Origin of the sequence: Bradyrhizobium sp. SHOUNA76, assembly GCF_023006445.1 — a bacterium.
GTDB lineage: Bacteria > Pseudomonadota > Alphaproteobacteria > Rhizobiales > Xanthobacteraceae > Bradyrhizobium.
Genome location: NZ_JALBHA010000018.1, coordinates 18,869 through 40,712, shown reverse-complemented (window position 1 = coordinate 40,712; position 21,844 = coordinate 18,869). Strand labels below are relative to the sequence as shown.

Genomic DNA, 21,844 nt, shown 5'->3' with positions numbered 1-21,844 from the left:
CGGCCAGGTCGGCTGGTTCGAGGCGCTCGGCAAGCAGAGCCCGGCGGCCGCCGCGCCGATGGCGCGGGATTCGATCTTCCGGATCTTCTCGATGACCAAGCCGATCGTCTCGGTCGCCGTCATGTCCCTGGTCGAGGACGGCCACCTCCTGCTCAGCGACGCCGTTGCCAAGTTCATCCCGGAATTTGCCAGCCAGCAGGTCGGAATCGTCAAGGACGGCAAGCTCGAGCTGGTGCCGCCGGCGCGGCCCATGACCGTGCAGGACCTGCTCCGCCACACCTCGGGCCTCACCTACGAGCACCAGGGCGATGGCCCCGTGCACAAGCTCTACCAGGAGTCCCGCGTCCGCAGCCGCAAGATCACCAACGCCGAACACGCCGCATTGGTGGCGAGCTTCCCGCTGGTCTGCCAGCCCGGCGCGGAGTTCAACTACAGCCGCTCCACCGACATCCTCGGCCGCATCATCGAGGTCGTCAGCGGCAAGTCGCTCGGAGCCTTCCTCACCGAGCGCGTGCTCGCGCCGCTGCAGATGGCCGAGACCGGCTTCTCGACCTCCGAGGCCAACGCCGGGCGGCTTGCCGAGCCGTTCGCGGCCGATCCCTGGACCGGCGACAAGGTCGCGCTCTTCAACATGCACGAAGCACCGGTGATGGAGTCCGGCGGCGGCGGGCTGGTTTCGACCACGATGGACTATGCCCGCTTCTGCCTAATGCTGCGCAACGGCGGCACGCTCGACGGCAACAGGATCATCGGCCGCAAGACGCTGGAACTGATGGCGTCCGATCACCTCGGGCCGCATGTCGTGACGAATGGCACGCTGCTGTCGCCCGGGCACGGCTTCGGTCTCGGCTTTGCAGTGCGTCGCGAGGCCGGCATCGCGCCCTTCCCCGGCAGCGTCGGCCAGTATTTCTGGAGCGGCATCGCCGGCACGTTCTTCTGGATCGATCCGAAGGAGGACCTGTTCGCGGTGTTCATGAGCCAGGGCCCCGGCCAGCGCGACTACACGCGGACCTTGGTCCGGGATCTGGTTTACGCGGCGGTGGAGTGAGGTTTCTTCCGTGAAGGGAACGATCGAGCGACAAGCTCAGTGCAACCTCTCCCGCTTGCGGGAGAGGTCGGCGCGCAGCGCCGGGTGAGGGCTCTCTCGGCCAGGCGATTGTCCCATCGTGGAGACACCCTCTCCCCTACCCTCTCCCGCAAGCGGGAGAGGGAGCGCACTGTTCGCCGCGGCCACACCTCGGCCTGATCTCACACCTCAACTAATCGTCGCGCCGCCGTCGATCACCATGGTCTGGCCGGTCATGAAGTCGCCGGCCGCGGATCCCAGGAACACCGCCGCGCCCGCGATCTCGTCGGGGATGCCGATGCGCAAGAGCGGCGAACGCGCGGTCGAGGCCTTCAAATTCTCCGGATTGTCCCACAGCGCCTTGGCAAAATCCGTCTTGATCAGACCCGGCGCGATGCAGTTCACGCGGATGTTGTGCTTGCCGTACTCGCAGGCGAGGTTGCGCGCGAGCTGCATGTCGGCGGCCTTGGAGATCGCGTAGGCGCCGAGGATGGTCGAGCCTTTCAAACCGCCGATCGAGGACACGATGATGACCGAGCCGTCCTTGCGCTCGATCATCTGCGGCACCACCATCGAGATCAGCCAGTTGTTGGCGACGATGTTGTTGTCCAGAATCTTCCTGAACTGATCGTCGGAGATGCCGGCGAGCGGACCGTAATACGGGTTCGATGCGGCGTTGCAGACCAGCACGTCGATCTTGCCGAAGGCGCGGTTGCTCTCGTCGACGAGGTTTTGCAGGTTCTCCTTCGAGGAGATATTGGCGGCGATCGCGACCGCGGTGCCCTTGCCGTATTTGTCGTTGATGCCCTTGGCGACCTGCTCGCAGACGTCGGCCTTGCGCGAGGAAATCACCACCTTGGCGCCGTGCTCGGCCATGCGTTCGGCGATGGCGAGCCCGATGCCGCGCGTCGATCCCGTGATGACTGCGACTTTCCCCTTCATGTCGAACAAGGTCATGTTTCTCTCCCAGATTGATTTTGGTATTCGATGTCATTCCGGGGCGGTCCGCAGGACCGAACCCGGAATCTCGAGATTCCGGGTCTGGTCCTTCGGACCATCCCGGAATGACAACTTCTTCAGGCGAGCTTCTTGACTTCCGGTCCGGCCGGCTGATGCATCGCCGCGTGCGCAGCATCCGCGATCCACGGCTGCTGGTTCACCATCGGCAGCCGCCAGACCGTACGCTCGGGACTTGCGAAATGATCGAGCCGCGTCACCGAGCAATTGTCGATGTCGAACGACAGCCCCCGCTCCGCCTGACCGTCGAGGGCGAGGCCCAGCGCCGCCTTGATCGTGCCGCCATGCGCGACCGCGATCACGTCCTGCCCGGCCGCCTCATTGTTGATCCGCTCGATGGTGCGGCGCGTGCGGTTGTAGAGATCCATAAAACTTTCGCCGCCGGGCGCGGGCTCGTTGATGTCGGCGAACCAGCTCGTGCCGACGGGGCGGCTCGCGACGAACTGGGCGCGGTTCATACCCTGCCAGCGGCCGAGATTTTGCTCGGCGAGGTCCGCTTCCCACTTCATCGACGCAGGCCTGGGGAAGCCGGCCGCCCAGATCGCTTCGGCCGTTTGATGCGTGCGCTGCAGATTGCTCGAATACCAGACCGCGTTGCGTGGCAGCACCTTGGCAACAGCGTTGAATACATAGGTATCGCTGGTGTCGCAGGCGATGTCGGACTGTCCGTAGATGTTGCCGCCGTCGTTGCGCACCGGCGCGTGACGGACCCACCACCACCGTGTCGTGACCACATTGGGCTTGTCTGCACCTGCCATCGAAACCCTTCCATCCCGTTTGATGTCGCTGTACGTCAGTAGTGAGCGTGTCTCAAGACACTTTACCGTTTGAAATCTTGTTTGAAATTCCGTCGCGCGGCAAGGGCCGCGCGAGGCACCACAAGGGAGAAACGCATGGGCCGCCTGCAAGGCAAATCCGTCATCATCACCGGCGCCGGCAGCGGCATCGGTCGCGCCGCCGCGCTGTTGTTCACCAGGGAAGGCGCAAAGCTCATTGCGGTCGATCGCACCGAGGCGGTGAAGGAGACCGTCGAGGAGGTGAAAAAGGCCGGCGGCGTCGCGGAAGCCATGATCGCCGACGCGGGCTCCGAGACTGATGTCATCGCCGTGATCGACAAGGCGGTGAACACCCACGGCCGGCTCGACGTGATCTGGGCCAATGCGGGCGTCAGCGGCGGGCTCGTCCCACTCGGCGAGCAGACCGTGGAGCATTGGCAGGAGGTGTTGCGCGTCAATCTGATCGGGCCGTTCCTCGCGGTGAAGCATGCGATGCCGCATATGGTGAAGCAGCAATCCGGCGCGATCGTGCTGACGGCGTCCGTCGCGGGCCTCAAGGCCGGCGCCAGCGGACATCCTTATGCCGCGAGCAAGGCCGGCGTGATCAGCCTGGTGCAGACCACCGCGTATTCGCTCACCGGCACCGGCGTGCGCATCAACGCGGTGTGCCCGGGCCTGATCGAAACAGGCATGACCAAGCCGATCTTCGACCGCGCCAAGGAGCGCGGTACCCAAGACAAGATCGGCCAGCTCAACCCGCTCAAGCGCCCCGGCCAGCCGCACGAGCTCGCGGCGATGGGCCTGTTCCTGGCGAGCGACGAAGCTTCGTATGTCAACGGCCAGGCGTTCCCGGTGGATGGTGGCCTGACGGCGTCGATGCCGTATACGGGGAAACCGGTGTAGCGGGCACGCGCTCGTGTCCCGGACGCGCTGCGGCGTTCTTACGCTGCTGCGCAGAGCCGGGACCCAGCAAGCCACAGCGCTCGCTGCAACATGGGCCCCGGCTCTGCAGCGCATCACTTCGTGCTGCGCAGCGTCCGGGGCACGAGATGAGGTGTCGGCGCGATATTGCTTCCGCACCGTCATTGCGAGCGGAGCGAAGCAATCCAGGACTGCCGCCGCGGAAAGACTTTGGATTGCTTCGTCGCAAGGGCTCCTCGCAACGACGGAGTGTGCGGGGGCGGCTCGTAGGATGGGTAGAGCGAAGCGAAACCCATCAACACTTCCTTCGTTGAAAGATGATGGGTTTCGCAAGTGCTCTACCCATCCTACGTCTCTCAAATCGCAGACACACCTTCGCATCCTCGCGGCTTGTTTCGCCCGAGCTTTGCTTCATCGCTTCACCCTCAATTGAAAGAGGGCGCAGGGAAGACCGGGCGCCGGCTGGCACCCGCGGTCCACTGTGCGAAAGGCAGTAGCGAAATCTGCACAGCGGCATACAGGTGAAGCCAAACAACCGGCCTTCCCTGCGCAGTGGTTTGACGGCTTATGTCGTGCTCTCCCCGGGGAGCGATGCACTATTGCCCCCGTCGCCTTGCGATGCGCGGACCCGGTCGGGCCGCCACATCACCGCTGAGACTTGACGCACAGACCCCGGGCGTCAGGACCACACGATTTTGCCGTACGCCGATCACACCGGTCGTGCGCGCGAGGTGTTTCGCTCACGGTTGCCCGCCCTGCGAAGCTCTTCGCGCCGATGCAATCAGCGTCCACCGCCGTCCGGCCCGCGTTCGTGACGATCGCGACACGCCCCTCTTCCTTGGGCCGGGTTGCCGCGACACATACGCCATTTCCGAATTTCGGTAAAGCGGAATCTTTTTCTCAGTGCGGATTGACCGACCACTGGCGTGTTTTGCCCGACGGGCAACGCGATATCTTGTAGCCCGGATGGGCGAAGCGACATCCGGGACTCACGGCACCAGAGGTCCCGGGCATCGCTTCGCTCACCCAGGCTACGGGACCATCATGTTGATTTGCTCATTGGAGCCCCACGTTGGTATGGTTCATGCAAGCGCCTCAGCCTCCGTCTTCCTCCGACAAGAAATGACAATGCCCAACCCGATCTTCCCGAGTTCCCGACCCGATCGCATCCGCCACCTTCTCGCTGAGCTCATCGGCTTCGACACCGTCAGCGACCGCACCAACCTGCCGCTGATCGCCCATATCGAGAGCTACCTCGCCTTCCTCGGGGTCAAGGGTGAGCGCATCACTGATGAGACCGGACAGAAGGCTTCGCTGTGGGTCACGATCGGACCGGAGGATCGGCCGGGCTTCGTGCTGTCGGGCCACACCGACGTCGTGCCCGTGGTCGGTCAGGACTGGAGCCACGATCCGTTCAAGCTGATCGAGCGCGACGGCAAGCTCTTTGGCCGCGGCACCACGGACATGAAGGGTTTTGTCGCGGTGTGCCTCGCGATGGTGCCGGAGATGGTGGAGGCCAAGCTCAGGACTCCGATCCATCTGGCGATCTCCTATGACGAGGAGATCGGCTGCGTCGGCGTGCGGCCGATGCTCGGCGAGGTCGCAAAAAAGAAGATCAGGCCGCTCGGCTGCTTCGTCGGCGAGCCGACCGAGATGAAGGTGATCATCGGCCACAAGGGCAAGCACGGCGTGCGCGCGACGTTTCGCGGGCTTGCCCGCCATTCCTCAATCGCGCCCGACGGCGTCAACGCGATCGAATACGCCGCCGAGCTGATCGTCGAGATCCGCCGCCGCGCTGTTGCGCTCGCGGCCGCGCGATCAACGGACAGCCTCTACGATGTTCCGCATTCGACGCTGCTCACCAGCATCGTGCACGGCGGCGCGGCGCTGAACATCGTGCCTGACACCTGCACGGTGGATTTCGAATGCCGCGGTATCGGCATCACGGAGTCGCGCGAGGTCACGGATGCTATCGTCGCCTGGGCCAAGGCCGAGCTTGAGCCCGCGATGAAGGCGCGGCATCCGGAGTGCGGCATCGATTTCGAGGAGATCCTCGACTACCCCGCGCTCGACACTACAGCAGATGCCGCGATCGTCACGCTCGCCAAGAGCCTTGCGGGGCGCAACGACCACGCCAAGGTCGCCTTCGGCACCGAAGCCAGCCTGTTCGCCAGCATGGCCGACATCCCCTCGGTGGTGATCGGACCGGGATCGATCGCGCAGGCGCACACACCGGACGAGTTCGTGGAGATGGCCGAGCTGGAGAAATGCGCGGGCTTCGTGGAAAGGCTGATCGCGCATTGTGCGATGGGCACGGTGTAGGTGCCGTAAGGTGGGCAAAGCGAAGCGTGCCCACCACTTCTGCCAGCGATCGCAGAAAGATGGTGGGCACGGCGCTACGCGCCTTTGCCCACCCTACGGGAGGTCTCGTAGCCCGCATGAGCGAAGCGACATGCGAGACCAATGTCCCGGATATCGCTGCGCTCACCCGGGCTACGACACTTCAAGCAAAAAGGCGCGGCCATCAGCCGCGCCTCTTTCCTACACCGCGCCCGCCTTTTGCGCGTATTCCCACGACGCCTTTGACAGCGGCACGGTGCGCTTGGCTGACTCCAGGGCCTTGGCGTTGGCGGCGGTGCCGTCGCGGACGCGGCCGGCGATGCCTTGCGTGATGCCGGCGAGGCGGAACAGATTGTAGGCGAAGTACCAGTTGAGATCAGGCACCGTCATCTTGGTGACGTTGCAATAGATCTGCGCGGCCTCTTCCACGCTCGGGATGTTGAGCGCCTTGAGGTCGGCGCCATCGAGGCCCGGCATGATCCACTGCATCAACAGATAGGTGAAGTCGGCCATGGGATCGCCGAGCGTCGACAGCTCCCAGTCGAGCACGGCCTGCACGTGCGGTTCCGTCGCGTGGAAAATCATGTTGTCGAGGCGGTAGTCGCCATGGACGATCGAGACGCGCGCCTGCTCCGGCACGGTCTTGGGCAGCCATTCCGCGACCTTCTCGAACTCGGGAATGTGCTGGGTCTCGGACGCCCGATATTGCTTGGTCCAGCGGTCGATCTGGCGCGCGAAATAATTGCCGGGCTTGCCGAACTCGCCGAGGCCGATCGCCGCGGGGTCGTACATGTGGAGTTTCGCCAGCGTCTCGATCTTGCTGGTGAAGATCTTGCGGCGGTCTTCCGGAGCCTGGCTCGGCAGCGTCGGATCCCAGAACACCCGGCCCTCCTCCATCGACATGATGTAGAAGGCGGCGCCGATGACACCGTCGTCCTGGCACAGCGCATAAGCGTGCGCGACCGGAAAACCCTGCTTGCCGAGCGCTGCGATCACGCGATATTCGCGATCGACCGCGTGCGCCGAAGGCAGCAGCTTGCCGAACGGCTTCCTGCGCATCACGTAGGAGCGCTTCGGCGTGTCCAGCCGGTAGGTCGGGTTGGACTGGCCGCCCTTGAACTGGAGCACGACCAGCGGCCCCTCGAAGCCTTCGACGTTGTCGCGCATCCAGGCTTCGAGCCGCATCTCGTCGATACGATGCCGCTCCTCGACCGGCTTGGTGCCGGAGAACTCTTCGTCTTTCCTGACGCCGTCAGCCACGGTGACGCTCCCTCATTTTTTTCGTCATTCCGGGGCTCGCGCAGCGAGAACCCGGAATCTCGAGATTCCGGGTTCGATGCTGCGCCTCGCCCCGGAATGACGGTGAAGAGAGCGCGGTCAGCGCTCTCCGCCGTTTTTAGTGCCTGGGAGAATTGGCATACTTCCGAACTTCGAGCCTTGCAATGGCGCGATTGTGCACCTCGTCCGGACCGTCGGCGAGCCGCAGCGTGCGGATGCCGGCATAGTCCTTCGCAAGACCTGCCTCGTCGGAAACGCCCGCGCCACCGAAGGCCTGGATCGCCTCGTCGATGATCTTCAACGCCATGTTGGGCGCCGCGACCTTGATCATGGCGATCTCGGCCTGCGCGGTCTTGTTGCCAACCTTGTCCATCATGTCGGCGGCCTTGAGGCAGAGCAGACGCGTCATCTCGATGTTGGTGCGGGCTTCGCCGATGCGCTGCTCCCATACCGAGTGCTCGACGATCTTCTTGCCGAAGGCGGTGCGCGACATCAGACGCTTCACCATCTTCTCCAGTGCTTCCTCGGCCTTGCCGATGGTGCGCATGCAGTGATGGATGCGGCCGGGACCAAGGCGGCCCTGCGCGATCTCGAAGCCGCGGCCCTCGCCGAGCAGGATGTTCTCCTTCGGCACGCGCACGTTCTCGAGCAGCACCTGGGCGTGGCCGTGCGGCGCGTCGTCGAAGCCGAACACGGGCAGCATCTTCTCGACCTTGATGCCGGGGGTGTCGAGCGGAACCAGGATCTGCGACTGCTGCTGGTGCTTGGCCGCGTTGAAATCGGTCTTGCCCATCAGGATCGCGATCTTGCAGCGGGGATCGCCGACGCCGGACGACCACCATTTGCGGCCGTTGATGACGTAGTGGTCGCCGTCGCGCACGATGCTGGTTTCGATATTGGTCGCATCCGACGAGGCAACCGCGGGTTCCGTCATCAGGAACGCCGAGCGGATCTCGCCGTCCATCAGCGGCCGCAGCCATTTGCGCTTCTGCTCCTTGGAGCCGTAGCGCATGAACACCTCCATGTTGCCGGTGTCGGGCGCCGAACAATTGAACACTTCCGAGGCCCAGGAGATGTGGCCCATCTGCTCCGACAACAGCGCGTATTCGAGATTGGTCAATCCCGCACCACGGAATTCATCATCCTCATGCTCGTTCGGCGGCATGAACATGTTCCAGAGGCCTTCGGCCTTTGCCTTCTTCTTGAGGTCCTCGAGAACCGGAATCACCTTCCAGCGATCACCGCTCTTGTCCTGCTCGTTATAGACCGGCACCGCCGGACGCACGTGCTTGGCCATGAACGACTGCACGCGGTCGAGCCATTCCTTTTGCTTGGGGGACAGATCGAAATCCATGGGACGCTCCTCGGTCTTGCTTTGCAAAGCTGTTTTGACCGGACTGTCCTCCCGCTGCGCACGGCCCGCAAGCGCGAATGCGCTGACATTGCGAGCCTTTCGAACGCGTTCGCGCGTTGCGAACGGGTTGCGATTGCGGATTGACTTTCTCCGGCCTTCAAACGATAGTTTCATACAAGTGTTTGAATTGCAACTCCCTCCCTGAGGGCATCCATGGCCAGCGATCATACGAGGTCTGCCATTCTCGCCGCCGCCGAACGGCTCTATGCCGATCGCGGCTTTGGCGACGTGACGCTGCGCGACATCGTCGCGGAGGCCGGTGTCAACCTGGCGGCGGTGAACTATCATTTCGGCTCGAAGGACGAGCTGATCGCGGAACTATTTGTCACCCGCTCGATCGCCACCAACCGCGAGCGCCTGCGCGAGTTGAAGGCGGCGGAAGAGCAAGGCGGCGGCCGCGCGCCGATCGAGGTGATCCTGCATGCGCTGGTCGGGCCGACGCTGCGCGGCTGCCTCGGTCCCGAGAACCAGCGCTCGACCGCGGCGCGCTTCATGATCCGCGCCTCGATCGAATCCGTGCCGCCGATCCGCCGCATCAAGAACCGCGAGATCGACCATTTGCGGAAATTCGCCGGCGCGATGCGCCGCGCCCTGCCCGAGCGCAGCGACGTCGATATCTACTGGGGCCTCAACTTCGCGCTGGCGATGGCGCACCACACCATCCGCGAGAGCGAGCGGCTGACGAAACTGTCGGAAGGCAAATGCGATCTCGACGACGTCGAGGACGTCGTCGCGCGCGTGGTCAGCGTGGCGACGATGGCGCTGACGGCGGGCAAGGCGGAGACGAAGGCGCCGTCAAGGGTGGCGGCGCGGTAACCTCATGTCATCGCGATGCAGTCGATCTCGACATCGAAGGGGCCGAACCATTCCGGCGTGCAGACGAAGATCCGCGCCGGCGGATCGATTGGGAAATAACGCGCATAGACCGCGTTGAACGCGGCGAAATGCTTGGTCGAGGTGCTGTAGACGCTGCACTTCATGACGTTGTCGAGGCAGGCGCCGGCCGCCTGCAGGCAAAGTTTCATCTGCTCCAAGATCAGTTCGCTCTGCCGCTCGATCGGCACTTCCGCGATCTCGCCCGTCTCGGGGTCGAACGGCGGCAGGCCGGCAACGAAGATCATGTTGCCGGCGCGCGTCACCGGCGAGACCGGTGCGTTGCGACGGTCGAGAAACGTCGAGATCGGTTCGACGCGGAGCGCTTCGCGTTTCATGGCAACCACCTTCGGTGCGAGCGAGACTGACCGTTGACTACATTATTCTGCAGCCGGCATGCTTCGCTTTTGATCGAAGTGTAGTTGCCGCGAGTTTAGGCCCGCTGAGGCATCTCCTCGGCCTCTTCCTTGGCGAGCAGCAGCAGCATCTCGATGCCCATCTCGCCTTCCTGCGGCGAGCGGATGAACTTGATTTCCTCGGCACTCCGCCGCAGTGCGGCAACGATGGCGACGGCCTGATTGGCGGTAGCCGCCTCGGTCGCCAGAATTGCCTTCTGGTCCTTCGCCTGGAACCCGATCGTGTAGGACATTCACTTCCCTCCCGGACTCACGTGAAGGGATCGAACCAGACTCGCGCGGGGAACGGAAGCCTGTGCGACTACGGACCGGGATTATCTGGGGATTGCCCGCAAGCCCCAGGCAAGCCCGGGGATCGCGCGCGGCTTCGTCAAAGCTAGATGATCCCCTGCTGCTTCAGCGTCTCGATCTTCTCCGCATCATAGCCGAGCTTGCCGCCGAGCACTTCCTTGGTGTGCTCGCCGAGCAGCGGCGGAGCGCGATATTCGGTGATCGGAGTGCCCGAGAGGGTCAGCGCGTTGCGGATCAGCGAGAGATCGGGCTCGAACTTGTGCTGCGTCTTCACCCGCATGCCGCGCGACTGGACGTGCGGATCGGAAAACACCTGCTCGAAATTGTTGATCGGCCCCGAGGGCACGCCGGCCTCCTCCAGCTTCTCCAGCCAGTAGGCCACCGGCTGCTTCAGGAACAGGCCGGCGAAGATCGCCATGATCTCCTTGCCGTGCACGACGCGGTCGTTGTTCCTGATGAAGCGCTTGTCGTTGGCGAGCTCGGGCTCGCCGAGCACGGCGCAGGTGCGCTGGAACTGGCCGTCATTGCCGACCACCAGCATCAGCTCGCCGTCGGTGCAGCGGAACACGCCGGCCGGCATGCCGCCATTGCCCCAGGTACCGCGGCGCGGCGGGGTCTTGCCGTTGACGAGGTAGATCTGCAGCCAGTGCGACAGCGATGCGATGACGGTGTCGAACAGACAGACGTCGATATGCTGCCCCTGCCCGCCGTTGACGTCGCGATGGTAGAGCGCCGAGAGAATCCCGATCGAGGTGTTCATGCCGGTCATGTAGTCGACGATCGACGGGCCGACCTTCATCGGGCCCTCGCCCGGCTCGCCGTCGATATGGCCGGTGACGCTCATCAGGCCGCCCATCGCCTGCAGGATGGCGTCATAGCCCGCGCGCGGCGCATAGGGACCGGTCTGGCCGAAGCCGGTCACCGAGCAATAGATGATGCCGGGGTTGATCGCCTTGATCGTCTCGTAGTCGAGGCCGTACCGCTTGAGGTCGCCGACCTTGTAGTTCTCCATGAAGACGTCGACGTCCTTGGCGAGCTCGCGAATGATGGCCTGCCCCTCGGGCTTGGCGATGTTGACCGTGACCGACTTCTTGTTGCGGTTGGCGCAGAGGTAGAAGGAATTGTTGTTGTTGGCCTTCCCATCCGGATCGGTCAGGTAGGGCGGCCCGAACGCGCGCGCGTCGTCGCCGGTGCCCGGCCGCTCGATCTTGATCACCTCCGCACCGAGGTCGCCCAGCATCTGGGCCGACAACGGCCCGGCGAGGACGCGCGTGAGGTCAAGGATCTTGATGCCTGAAAGCGGCAGGGCCGACATGTCGATTTCCTCCGGGAACTGGATCTTGGCGCGGCGGCTCGAAGCGGCGCTCCCTGCGGATACACCATTTTGGCGCGCTGAGCACTGCACTGGCGGCATACGGCCATCTCCTGCCGGGGACGGAAGGCAATTGCCGTCCGCAACTTTCCGCGCCGCGAATATAGCCTGATCGGCTCAGGTCAGCGCCGCCGCCACCACCCGCGGCCGTCGCCGGCCGAGCAGGACCAGGATCAGCACCGTCGCGCAGGAGCAGACGAAGGTGAGACCGAGCGCGCCGCGGCTGCCGAACTGGGTGAGCAGGCCGACGAGGAGCGGCGGCGAGATCGCGGAGGCGAGATTGAGCGGCAGCGCGATCATCGACATCGCCTTGGCGAATTCCGCCTGGTCGTAGAACACGAGCGGGATGGTGGCCCGCGCCACCGCCATCGCGCCGCTGCCGGCGCCGTAGAGCAGGATGAAGACCGCGACGGCCCAGGTCGCGCCCTCGCTCAGCATCAGCAGCAGCATCGCCAATGGCAGCGCCGTGCCCGCAACGAGCCCGGTCGTGATCCCGTCCCAGCGCCCGCCGCCGAGAAGATCCAGCCCGCGGGCGCTGACCAGGATCACGCCCAGCATCGAGCCGAAGAGGAGCGCCTGCGCCGGCGCCAGCCCCTCCGCCCGCAACAGCTCGATCATGATGGCGCTGATGCCGAAATTGACGAAGGCGTTGAGCGTGATCGCGGCGACGACGAGGCCAAAGGTGCTCCGGGGGATCGCCGGCGGCGGCGGCGACTTGACCGGCCCGCCAGCATCATTCCCGGCGATTTTCCGGCGCGGTGCGAGCGCATAGAGCGGCAGGCTGACGAGGAGCATCATCGCGGCATAGACGAGGCACGTCCCGCGCCAGCCGAGGTGACCGCTCAGGAACGAGGTCGTCGGCCAGAAGATGCTGCTGGACAGGCCCGTCACCAGCATCAAGGCTCCGATCGCGTTCTTGGCCTGCCGCCCGGCGATCTCGTTCAGCATGATATAGGCGCCGGTGGAGAGCGTGGCGCTGCCGGCGATTCCGAGGACGATCCAGGCGGCGAAATAAAGCATCGGCTCGCGCGCAAGGGACAGAAGAATGAATCCGGGCACGGTCACGACCGTGCCGACCATCATCACCGTCTGTGCGCCATGCCGTGCAAATGATTTGGCGAGCCACGGGGCGCACAGGCCCATCGAGACATAGAGAACGGACGTCCCCGCGAACACCGCCGGCAGGCTCATGCCGAGATCGGCGGCGAGATCGCGCCCGACGATGGCGGGAAGCCCGATCGTGCCCCATCCGACCAACTGCGTGATGGCGAGCACCAGCAGGACCCCGATCAGCCTGCTGTCAGATTTCAAGAACCGCATTCCAAACGTTCGCCTGCCCGGCCGGCGCAGATCGCGCCGGTGGGCCTGTCTTAGCCGGGGACTCAGCCCACGGGAACGCCGACCGCCGAATGGCAGAAGGCAACCAGGAGCATGTCAGGCACACGTCAGGCGCGGGATGATCGTCTCTACCCTGCCATCCCGAGCAGGGAGCGCGCCTCTGCCGCAGTCGCGACGCGCCGTCCGTGGCGCGCGACAGCCTCGCAGGCGATGCTCACGAGCTCCGCATTGCTGGCGGCGAGGCGCGTCTTGTCGACCCTGATATTGTCCTCGAGCCCGGTACGAACCGCATCGGCGCCCCGCGCCAGCGCCCAGCCCATGACTTCGGCCTGATGACGTCCGATCCCGGCCGCGGTCCACGTCGCGTTCGGGATCAGCCGCCTCAGCTCTGCCAACAGGATGTCGAGGACTTGTTCGTCCGCGGGCATCGCGTTCTTGACGCCCATAACGAACTGCACGTGCGGACGGGCGTCGATCAGCCTCGCCTCGATCAGACGCCGAGCACCATGCAGATGCGACAGATCGAAGATCTCGATCTCCGGACGAATGCCATTTGCCTTCATGCCGGTGGCAAGGGTTTCGACCAGAGCGGCGCTGTTCTCGTAGACGATGGTCGGAAAATTCACCGAACCTGTGGACAACGAGGCCATATCCGGCTTGAGATAGAGCGACGATCCACGCGCCGAGGGATCGCGCCCTCGCCCACCGGTCGAGAACTGCACGATCATGTCAGGACAATGCTTCCTGATCCCCTCCTGCACCAGCGCGAAGCGCTCCGGGTCGGAGGACGGTGTCTCGTCATCGTTGCGAACATGGATATGCGCAAGGGTGGCCCCGGCCTCGAAGGCCTCGTGCGTCGACTCGATCTGCTCGGCCGGCAAGATTGGCACCGCGGGATTGTCCTTCTTGCGCGGAACAGAGCCGGTAATAGCAACAGCAACGACAGCGGGGTTCATCCTGCATCCTCATGATGATCGCGCTCGAGCGCACAAAGTTCGAAACGAAAGTCACATAACGCCTGGAAACCGGCCGCTGCAACCATCATCGATCGCAGCGGCGTTCCCCTCGTCAGGTCGCAATTGCGGCCGCACCACCCGCCGCTTCCGCACGCTGGCGCTCGTAGTCGGCCCGCGCCATCGGAACGGCCTTGGGATCACCGAGATCGTCGATGCTGATCCGATAGGTTTCGCGGGCCGTGACAGCCGCCAGCGCGGCGATGACCGTGATGCCGAAGGCGATTGCCCCCACCGTCAGGGGGATGTTGGCCGAGCCGGGCGGCGCCACGGTCGCAAACAAGGCCGGAAGCAAGGCGGTAATGGTCGTTCCGATGTTCTGCGAGATCGCCATCGCCGACACGCGTGTGCGCGTCGGGAACAGCTCCGGGTAGAAGCTCGGGAAGATCGCGTTGTAGCCCTGATAGACGACGCCCCACATCAAAAGCGAGAGCAGGATCGCAAGCGGTACGCTCCGGATGCTGATGGCGTAGAGATAGCCGAACGCGAGCAAGCCGGAGAGCAGCGCGCCGACGATGATCGGCGGTTTTCGCCCGACCTTGTCGGAGAGATGGCCGACGAACGGAATGACGAAGACGGCCAGCATGTTTCCGAGCACCGGTATCCAGAGATAGACGTCCTTGGCAAAGCCGATGCCATAGGCCGGCTGCACCGCGTAGGCCGCACCGAAGATGGTCGCCACGACAGGAATGACGTTCATCAGCGCCATGCAGATGACCCTGAGCATGTCGGGCCAGCTCAGCTTGATCGCCTGGATGACGGGCGCCCGCGGCGTTTCTCCCCGCTCGCCCTCCCGCGCAAACGCAGGTGTCTCATCGACCTCGCGGCGAATGATGTAGCCCGCGACGATGACGAAGAAGCTGAGGAGGAAGGGAATCCGCCAGCCCCAGCTGTTGAAGGCATCGGTCGGCATGTAGGCCGCCAGCGGCAGGAAGACGGCTGCTGCTAGAATCTGCCCGGCCTGCACGCCCTGGAGCGCAAAACTTGCATAGAAGCCGCGCCGGCCGAACGGCGCGTGCTCCAGGATCATCGAGCTCGCGCCGGAGATTTCACCGGCAACAGCAAATCCCTGCACCAGGCGCAGGATGACGAGCAAAACTGGCGCGAGGATGCCGACCTGCTGATAGGTCGGCAGGATGCCCACGGCCATCGTGGAGAAGCCCATCAAGAACATGCAGACGATGAGAACGGTCTTGCGACCGTGGGTGTCGCCCCAATGTCCGAGCACAAAGGCGCCGATCGGGCGGGCCACATAGCCGACGCCATAGGTTGCCAATGAAGCGACGATGGCGACCGTAGGATTGTCCGAGGGGAAGAAGATTTGCGGGAAGATCAGCGACGCGGCAGTCGCGTAGATGAAGAAGTCATAATATTCGAGAGCCGACCCGATCCAGCCGCTTGCGGCAGCCTTCCTGGATTGACTCATGACATGGATCGCGCGCGTCGAAGCCATCAGAAAAATTCCTCCCGATCTTGTTTGTTGACGTCCCGTTGGCGGGCTTCGTCGGACAATTAGCAATTCCCGGACGCTCTGCGGAGCTCCGCGAGCGCTTGGCACTGCCGGTGGTGTCTTGAGTGAGGACGACAATAGGCTTTCGCCGGGCTAACACAATTACCCAGTTATGAGATAAACCTAACATGATGTTATGGACTACTCGGACCCGCGGCGACTATGCCCGCAACCCGCAGCAGACACGAAGCTGCGCGGCCTTGCTTCTGGGCCGGGCGCTCGCTTCCGCGGATTAATTGCGCATCCGCTCGCTGATGGCGGGCGTCATCTTCAGCGATGGCGTCGAAGCCGACCGGCTCGATTTCAATGCAGGTGCCGAGGTTGTCGGGATTGCAGAGCGGCGCGGGCGGTTGATCGTCTGATCATGTGAACGGCCGAGCCGCATCAGGCCGTATGGCCGGGATCGACGTGCTTCGGTGTCTTCTTGTCGCGTTGTGGCGTCATCTTGGCAGGGTCCGGCGCACCGGGGACCCCACGAGGACCCAGCTGCTCGCGCTGGATGTCGTCCTCGGAGCGGGCTGGCTCGACGCCGTTCGGCTCACGGGGCTTGGTCATCGCGGCCTCGTTTTCTCGCATGCCGTTCCGCGGCCAGTCGCCCTACACACCGGGCGCATTGTCGCCGGCTTCGCGGCCGGGCACGCTGACATGGACTTCATGCCCCTCACGAAGCGCGAGGGATGCTGCGGCGACAGCCGATTCGAATGCGGCTTCCTTGGTGGCGTATTTGCTCCTGACGTCGCCGTCGTGCAGCACGCCCCATTCGTCCTGCACCGGAACGATGGCATATTGAGCAAGGCCCATAGTCGAACTCCTGGCTTGGCTTTCAAAGGAACGTTTGCCTGATAACGCGCCGGCGGGCTTAACGTTGCGTCAGCTGCGGATGGACCGCGCTTACCCGCCACACCGTGTTGCCGACATCGTCTGCGACCAGCAAGGCGCCTGATTTGTCGATGGCGACGCCGACGGGACGGCCACGCGCCTTGTTGTCGCTGTTCAGGAAGCCCGTCACGACGTCCTGCGCCGGTCCGCTCGGCTTGCCGTCCGTGAACGGCACGAACACCACCTTGTAGCCGTTGAGCACCTGCCTGTTCCAACTGCCATGCTCGCCGACGAAGGCGCCGCCGCGATAAGCGACCGGCAGGCTGGAGCCGGTGTTGAAAACCATCCCGAGCGGCGCGACATGCGAGCTCAGGGCATAATCCGGCACGATCGCCTTGGCGACGAGATCCGGCCGCTGCGGCTTGACGCGGGGATCGACGTGCTGGCCGTAATAGCTGTAGGGCCAGCCGTAGAAGCCGCCGTCCTTCACCGAGGTCATGTAGTCAGGGACGAGATCGGGACCGAGCTCGTCGCGCTCGTTCACCACCGTCCACAGCGCGCCGGTCTGCGGCTCGAAGCTGAGCCCGTTCGGATTGCGCAGGCCGCTTGCGAACACGCGCCAGCGGCCGCTGGCGCGATCGACCTCGAGGATCGCGGCGCGGTTGTGCTCGGCCTCCATGCCGTTCTCGGTGATGTTGCTGTTGGAGCCGACGCCGGCATAGAGCTTCGAGGCGTCGGGGCTGGCGACCAGGCTCTTGGTCCAGTGATGGTTGATCGGCCCGCCCGGCAGCGGCGTCAGCACCGTGCCCGGCGCGGTGATCTTGGTATCACCTTCCGTGTAGGGATATTTGACGATGGCGTCGGTGTTCGCGACGTAGAGATCGTTGCCGACCAGCGCAATGCCAAACGGCGAGTTGAGATGGTCGAGGAAGACGCTTTGCGTCTCCGGCACGCCGTCGCCATTGCCGTCACGCAGCAGCGTGAGGCGGTTGCCCGGCCCGGTGTCGTCGCCGCCTGATGTCGCCCAGGACTCGATATATCCCATGACGATCTCCTTGGGCCGCTTGATCGCGCCCCCCTTCGGGGCCTTGGATTCCGCCACCAGCACATCGCCATTGGGCAGCACGTAGATGAAACGCGGATGCTGCAGGCCGGTCGCAAAGGCCTTGACCTGCAGGCCCTGCGCCACGGTCGGCGTCTCGTCCTTCTTCCAGCCGACGATGCGGGCGATGTGGACCGGCGGCAGCAGATATTGCTGGATGTCAGGGAGAACAGGGTTGGCGCCCACTTGCGCCTTCGGATCGCCGCTGCCGTCATTGCAGCCGGCAAGACACAGCAGCGAGGAGCACAACAGCGCGCGGGCAATCGAGAACGTCATCGCGCAACTCCCACGCCGTGGCGATAGACCATGGCCCAGCCGAGCCAGCCGGTGACGGGCAGGATCAGCACCGTGATCACGGACAGAACGAGCCCCGTCGGCCACACCGAGGTCCAGGCATCGCGGGTATGGATCAGCGCGTTGACGGTCGCGAGGACCAGCACCACGGCATTGCCGATGAAATGCGGCCAGGCCGGCGTCTGCGCCCGCACCAGCCGGTTGCCGAGGAAATCGGTCAGGCCCGCGATCGCCGCCAGCACGCCGAAGACGACGCCGACGAGCAGCAGCCAGGCGGAAAAATCCGCCCACATGATCTCGGCGCTGGCGACATAGGCGATGTCGGTCAGCAGCGCCCCGACGAAGCACGCGATCGGTATCGGCACCAGCATCGGATGAATGGGATGACCCGCGATCTGCGCGGTGGTGCGCACGCGCACGTCTTGCTGCACGGACTTGCCTCTTGCCAAGGGCCCTTTCCCCTATGGCAAAACTCGACCTCGTTGCGAAGGTTCCTCAGCTCCCTGGGCCGCAGGCAGCGCTGCAGCTGGGCTTTCGCGCGGAACTAACAAGCACGAGTGGCCATGAGTTCGATCACCGATCATCTTCCCGGCGTGAAGGTCAGCGGGCAGCCTCAGGGCGGCGCGGTCGACCGTGCGCGGAAGGAACGCGAGCAGCGAGAAAATAGCCTTCGGCAGGCCGCGCTCGTCCGGGCGGCAATCAGGCTGCACTCCAGAAAATTGCGCAAATTCCCAGAACAAGGGTCTGAGCCGCAGCCGCTCCAAACGACCAGATCTTGATCGTCGTGGCCAAGCGCATCAAATTGAATGTCCTATCGCTCACATCCTGACGCGACATGACGTATGCGATTAAAGCATCTTCCACGAGATCACTGAAGATATAGACAGCCGGCAAGATGCAGACCCCGATACAATACGGCCACCACTCGACCGGCTGAGGCCATATCAGCGCCGACACCAGCCATATAGAACCCAGTATGAAAAACCCTCCGACGAGGGAAATATACACGACGTCCAATGGCATGATGAGATAGGCATAGGGCTTCCGGAATGGACCGTTGTCGGGCGACCTGAGCCACTTCTCGAGCGATTTTCGGGTCAGGGCGTTGCCCGTCGACGGAATGTGTCCAGGACGCTCGAGGAAGCGAGCGCTCACATCGGCGCCGAGTTTGCTGGAAAACATGGCTACGATGAACGGCCAGATGATTGCCGCGGCGGCCAGAGTGATAGCGCGCATCGTTCCCTCCCGAAATTCACATAGAACAGCCGGCGCCTTTCAGCGGCGCGGCCGGTTGATCAAGGCATTCGACATTTGAGAATTTGGCTGGCAATCGCTGCGCCGAGCTCCGCACCTGGCGATGCGCTTGAAATCGTCGGAAAAATATCGCTCCAGGCCCAAGGGCTGTGAGGCGACGATGGTGTCGTCATCATCCTCCGGCCGACCGACGCAGGCCTGCCGCAGCATGGCGGTCGTAAGACCCTTGGCGCCCGTGAAATTGGCCCGACTGACAGTGGCACCACACAGATTGGCCCCCGTTAGATCCGCGCGCCTGAAATCGGCACCCCCCAGAGCAGCGTTCTCGAAGTTGACACCGCGGAGATCGGCGTAGCGCAAATCGGTGATGAAGCAGCGATAAGTTTGCCATACGTCCAGCTTGGGAAGCGAGCTGTCTTTCGCCTTCTTCGACTCCGGTGCCGGATCGGTTTCATCGAACCCAATGCTCTCGGCGGTGAACCGCGACGTCACGCGATCCTTTGTCCACCATTTCGAAGTGGCCGGGGAGCCCGGGATGTCCCAATCCGCAAGGCTCGCGCCGCCAAGATCCGCCCCAAAGAGATTGGCGTGCCGAAGACTGACCCGACGCAGTTGGGCTTGCGTCATGACCGAGCACGAAAGGTCGAGCCAACTGAGATCGAAATTGTCTAATCCAAGATTGGCGAGATTCAAGGGCTTGCCGCCGGCACACGACCTGCCGGTGGAGGAAAGGCGGAGTCTTGCCAACGCAGCGCCGCCGAGTTGCTGGATGGCGGCCTGAGCGGCGGGTGGCGGCTCTTCGCGGCGCTCGACGATCGGCCGTTCCCGGGTGGGATCCCCTGCATCGCAGGTACCGGACACCCGCATCCGGTTGCCCTTCGTATGATCGATGACGACGCTCTCCAGAACCGTGACGGCCTGCTGCCTGAGAGTTGGACTCTCCGAGACGAGGTTGGCGATCCGCTGCGCCGCAATCTGCGCGTAAGGCTTGTCGCCAGCCTCAACCAGGCTACGGGTCGCCTCAGCGAACTGCTGGCTCTGCTCGTGATCCAGACGAAGCCTGTAATCTGCATTCCACTGATTGCTCGTGAGCCAGAGTTGGACGGCGCCTGCAATGAAGGTTGCAACAAGCCCGAGCCCGGTCAGGACCTGGTAGGATGTCTGCCGCAGGCGGTCCTGCACCTCAAGCTGCTTGATCTGATCGGCGTCGAAGTGAAGCGGAACCTGTGCACGGGGCGCCGCCCACCAGAACCAGAGAAATGCGCCGAGCAGGAAAGTCGCGATGAAGATGAGAGGCACGATCAGGAAGAACATGACGACGCTCCGCTCGCGGTTACCCGACTCTTTGCAGCCCCTGCCGGATCAATGCCGTCGCCAGTTGCGGCGCCATAGACTCGGCGTTCCAGTCCATGACGGCGACGCCGCCATTCGGTGCAACCAGATGCTTAAGGGCCGACACGAGGTTGCGAGGAGCGTAGGTCGCGTCAGCGCCGCCGATCCTGACGGGCAGGCCCAGGCGCTCGATGGCGCTGACGTGGATCGCCTCTCCGATCGGCTTCGCGTGTCGGTCGAAGCATACGTTCCGTTCGAACGGCCTGGGTGCGACCGGCACCGGCAGATTTCCGATCGACCGGTAGACATATGGCAGGAGCCGATACAGCCCGCGACGCGGTTCGTGCTGAGGCGCCACGATGCAACCATGCTGAACCAGGGGGGGTGCCGGGTCCAACGGGAAGTCGTCGCCGGCAATGTCACGAACGCGCTTGATCATCCAGTCCAGGGTGATGTCGTCGAGCCGATGCGGTCCCGAGCGATCATAGCCGCCGCCGACGTCAGCATGAGCCCCCGCGAACCAGACCTGCTCCACGTTCGCAGGCCGCGCGGTGAAGGGCAGCCGCCGCCAAAGGGTGGCTTCAAATGCCTCGCGGTGCTCGTCGATAGCCAGCGCCTGCAGGCTGTGCTCGCAGATCTCCGATAGGCCGACGTCATGAAAGCCGTACAGGTCGCGATTCTCCCTCCAGAACGCATTCAAGGGAATCCCCAGGGCACCCACGGTGTCGAACACACCGAGCACCTTCACCGGCACACTCCTCGGGCCTGACGAGATCCTCCTCAGTCGGATCTCGTCACGGGGAAGGCGATTTGCCGGATGCGTGCGGTAATATGCCCACAGCAGCGACAGAGCCTTCGCGTCGAATTTGTTGCGGTGGACCAGACCGACGGCCGCCAGACATCCTACTAACGAACGGGCAGTGTAGGAGCCCCGCGAAAAGCCGAAGATGTAGATCTCGTCGTCCTGGTTATAGTGCTGAGCCAGAAAGGTGTAGGCACGGAGAACGTTGTCCGACAGGCCAAGTCCGAGGGCGCCGCCGCTGAACCGGTCCAGGAAGCCACTCGTTCCAACTCCTCGCGCATAGAGGATGACGTTCTCAAGGCCGCCCTGCTTGCCTCCTGTCAGCACGAATGTCTGCTGGCGCACCGCGCCGGAGCTGGTGACATCGCTCGTAGCGCGAGATTTCGCGTTGGAGAGATGCTCCGCAATTCTCTGCCGGAGACGAACTATGTTGGTATCGGCGCCGCCATCATCGGCATCGTTCCACGTGCCGTCCAGCAGCAATATGATCCGCTTCGCCACCCCAGCCCCCCGGCCTGCACCGACAGAACACGCGATCAATCAAGCGATCGTACCCGCCCGCCAGCAACTTGAGGATGCTACACTTGCCCGGACGATGTCCAGCAGGTTCGCCGAC

At 63.9% G+C, this 21,844-nt stretch carries 21 protein-coding genes and 1 pseudogene; 5 read left to right on the top strand and 17 right to left on the bottom strand.

The genetic code is table 11. The features are described from left to right. Positions 1-1,048 (top strand): serine hydrolase (locus MOV74_RS04845; protein ID WP_246918644.1); only part of this gene is annotated, 1,048 nt, incomplete at its 5' end. Between the two features lie 207 nt (positions 1,049-1,255). Here MOV74_RS04845 and MOV74_RS04840 read toward each other — a convergent pair. Beyond that, entirely contained in the window at positions 1,256-2,023 is a 768-nt protein-coding gene (locus tag MOV74_RS04840) for an SDR family NAD(P)-dependent oxidoreductase (RefSeq protein WP_246918642.1), read from the bottom strand. A 119-nt stretch (positions 2,024-2,142) separates the two neighbouring features. Continuing rightward, entirely contained in the window at positions 2,143-2,841 is a 699-nt protein-coding gene (locus MOV74_RS04835; protein ID WP_246918640.1) for a histidine phosphatase family protein, read from the bottom strand. Between the two features lie 135 nt (positions 2,842-2,976). Between MOV74_RS04835 and MOV74_RS04830 the strand changes: the two genes are divergently transcribed. Together MOV74_RS04830 and argE are read left to right on the top strand one after the other, a co-directional pair. Continuing rightward, positions 2,977-3,762 carry an SDR family NAD(P)-dependent oxidoreductase gene (locus MOV74_RS04830; protein WP_246918638.1) on the top strand — a complete coding sequence of 262 codons (786 nt, stop codon included), beginning with the start codon at positions 2,977-2,979 and terminating at the stop codon, positions 3,760-3,762. A 1,146-nt stretch (positions 3,763-4,908) separates the two neighbouring features. Continuing rightward, positions 4,909-6,102 (top strand): acetylornithine deacetylase, encoded by a 1,194-nt coding sequence (gene argE / locus MOV74_RS04825; protein ID WP_246918630.1) that lies wholly within the window; start codon positions 4,909-4,911, stop codon positions 6,100-6,102. A gap of 219 nt (positions 6,103-6,321) precedes the next feature. Here argE and MOV74_RS04820 read toward each other — a convergent pair whose 3' ends face one another. Together MOV74_RS04820 and MOV74_RS04815 are read right to left on the bottom strand one after the other, a co-directional pair. Further along, positions 6,322-7,380 (bottom strand): phosphotransferase family protein, encoded by a 1,059-nt coding sequence (locus MOV74_RS04820; RefSeq protein WP_246918620.1) that lies wholly within the window; start codon positions 7,378-7,380, stop codon positions 6,322-6,324. Between the two features lie 136 nt (positions 7,381-7,516). Next, positions 7,517-8,752 (bottom strand): acyl-CoA dehydrogenase family protein, encoded by a 1,236-nt coding sequence (locus MOV74_RS04815; RefSeq protein WP_246918611.1) that lies wholly within the window; start codon positions 8,750-8,752, stop codon positions 7,517-7,519. A gap of 213 nt (positions 8,753-8,965) precedes the next feature. Here MOV74_RS04815 and MOV74_RS04810 point away from each other — a divergent pair, with 213 nt between their 5' ends. After that, the gene (locus MOV74_RS04810) at positions 8,966-9,628 is read left to right on the top strand and encodes a TetR/AcrR family transcriptional regulator (protein ID WP_246918608.1); all 663 of its coding nucleotides are present in this window, start codon (positions 8,966-8,968) and stop codon (positions 9,626-9,628) included. Positions 9,629-9,630: 2 nt separating this feature from the next. Here the strand turns inward: MOV74_RS04810 and MOV74_RS04805 are convergent, their stop codons facing one another. The 6 genes from MOV74_RS04805 to MOV74_RS04780 all read right to left on the bottom strand — a co-directional run bounded on the left by MOV74_RS04805 (position 9,631) and on the right by MOV74_RS04780 (position 15,568). Beyond that, positions 9,631-10,023 carry a RidA family protein gene (locus MOV74_RS04805; protein ID WP_246918596.1) on the bottom strand — a complete coding sequence of 131 codons (393 nt, stop codon included), beginning with the start codon at positions 10,021-10,023 and terminating at the stop codon, positions 9,631-9,633. Positions 10,024-10,118: 95 nt separating this feature from the next. Beyond that, positions 10,119-10,334 carry a hypothetical protein gene (locus tag MOV74_RS04800; protein WP_246918593.1) on the bottom strand — a complete coding sequence of 72 codons (216 nt, stop codon included), beginning with the start codon at positions 10,332-10,334 and terminating at the stop codon, positions 10,119-10,121. Between the two features lie 143 nt (positions 10,335-10,477). Further along, the gene (locus tag MOV74_RS04795; RefSeq protein WP_246918570.1) at positions 10,478-11,707 is read right to left on the bottom strand and encodes a CaiB/BaiF CoA-transferase family protein; all 1,230 of its coding nucleotides are present in this window, start codon (positions 11,705-11,707) and stop codon (positions 10,478-10,480) included. 174 nt (positions 11,708-11,881) lie between these two features. After that, positions 11,882-13,084 (bottom strand): MFS transporter, encoded by a 1,203-nt coding sequence (locus MOV74_RS04790; protein WP_246918566.1) that lies wholly within the window; start codon positions 13,082-13,084, stop codon positions 11,882-11,884. 146 nt (positions 13,085-13,230) lie between these two features. Further along, entirely contained in the window at positions 13,231-14,058 is an 828-nt protein-coding gene (locus MOV74_RS04785) for a 3-keto-5-aminohexanoate cleavage protein (protein WP_246918563.1), read from the bottom strand. Positions 14,059-14,170: 112 nt separating this feature from the next. Further along, positions 14,171-15,568 carry an MFS transporter gene (locus MOV74_RS04780; protein WP_246918561.1) on the bottom strand — a complete coding sequence of 466 codons (1,398 nt, stop codon included), beginning with the start codon at positions 15,566-15,568 and terminating at the stop codon, positions 14,171-14,173. Between the two features lie 293 nt (positions 15,569-15,861). On the opposite strand from MOV74_RS04780, the pseudogene MOV74_RS40775 reads away from it, so the two are divergent. Next, positions 15,862-15,987: pseudogene (locus MOV74_RS40775) on the top strand (sugar kinase); the annotation flags it as partial. Between the two features lie 22 nt (positions 15,988-16,009). Here MOV74_RS40775 and MOV74_RS04775 read toward each other — a convergent pair. The 7 genes from MOV74_RS04775 to MOV74_RS04745 form a co-directional block, all read right to left on the bottom strand. Beyond that, positions 16,010-16,180, bottom strand: a complete 171-nt coding sequence (locus tag MOV74_RS04775; protein WP_246918548.1) for a hypothetical protein — start codon at positions 16,178-16,180, stop codon at positions 16,010-16,012. A gap of 42 nt (positions 16,181-16,222) precedes the next feature. Beyond that, on the bottom strand, positions 16,223-16,426 hold the full coding sequence (locus MOV74_RS04770) for a hypothetical protein (RefSeq protein WP_246918522.1): 204 nt from the start codon (positions 16,424-16,426) through the stop codon (positions 16,223-16,225). Positions 16,427-16,484: 58 nt separating this feature from the next. Then, positions 16,485-17,822: a sorbosone dehydrogenase family protein gene (locus MOV74_RS04765; protein ID WP_246918513.1), complete on the bottom strand. Its 1,338-nt coding sequence runs from the start codon at positions 17,820-17,822 to the stop codon at positions 16,485-16,487. Further along, complete coding sequence (locus tag MOV74_RS04760) at positions 17,819-18,271, bottom strand: DUF2231 domain-containing protein (RefSeq protein ID WP_246918510.1); 453 nt, start codon at positions 18,269-18,271, stop codon at positions 17,819-17,821. The genes MOV74_RS04765 and MOV74_RS04760 overlap by 4 nt, the downstream gene beginning before the upstream one ends. 268 nt (positions 18,272-18,539) lie before the next feature. Next, positions 18,540-19,076, bottom strand: a complete 537-nt coding sequence (locus MOV74_RS04755; protein WP_246918507.1) for a hypothetical protein — start codon at positions 19,074-19,076, stop codon at positions 18,540-18,542. 39 nt (positions 19,077-19,115) lie between these two features. Further along, a complete protein-coding gene (locus MOV74_RS04750; protein WP_246918505.1) occupies positions 19,116-20,408 on the bottom strand; it encodes a pentapeptide repeat-containing protein in 1,293 nt (430 codons plus the stop codon). A 19-nt stretch (positions 20,409-20,427) separates the two neighbouring features. After that, entirely contained in the window at positions 20,428-21,729 is a 1,302-nt protein-coding gene (locus MOV74_RS04745; protein ID WP_246918502.1) for a DUF2235 domain-containing protein, read from the bottom strand. Positions 21,730-21,844: the final 115 nt, after the last annotated feature.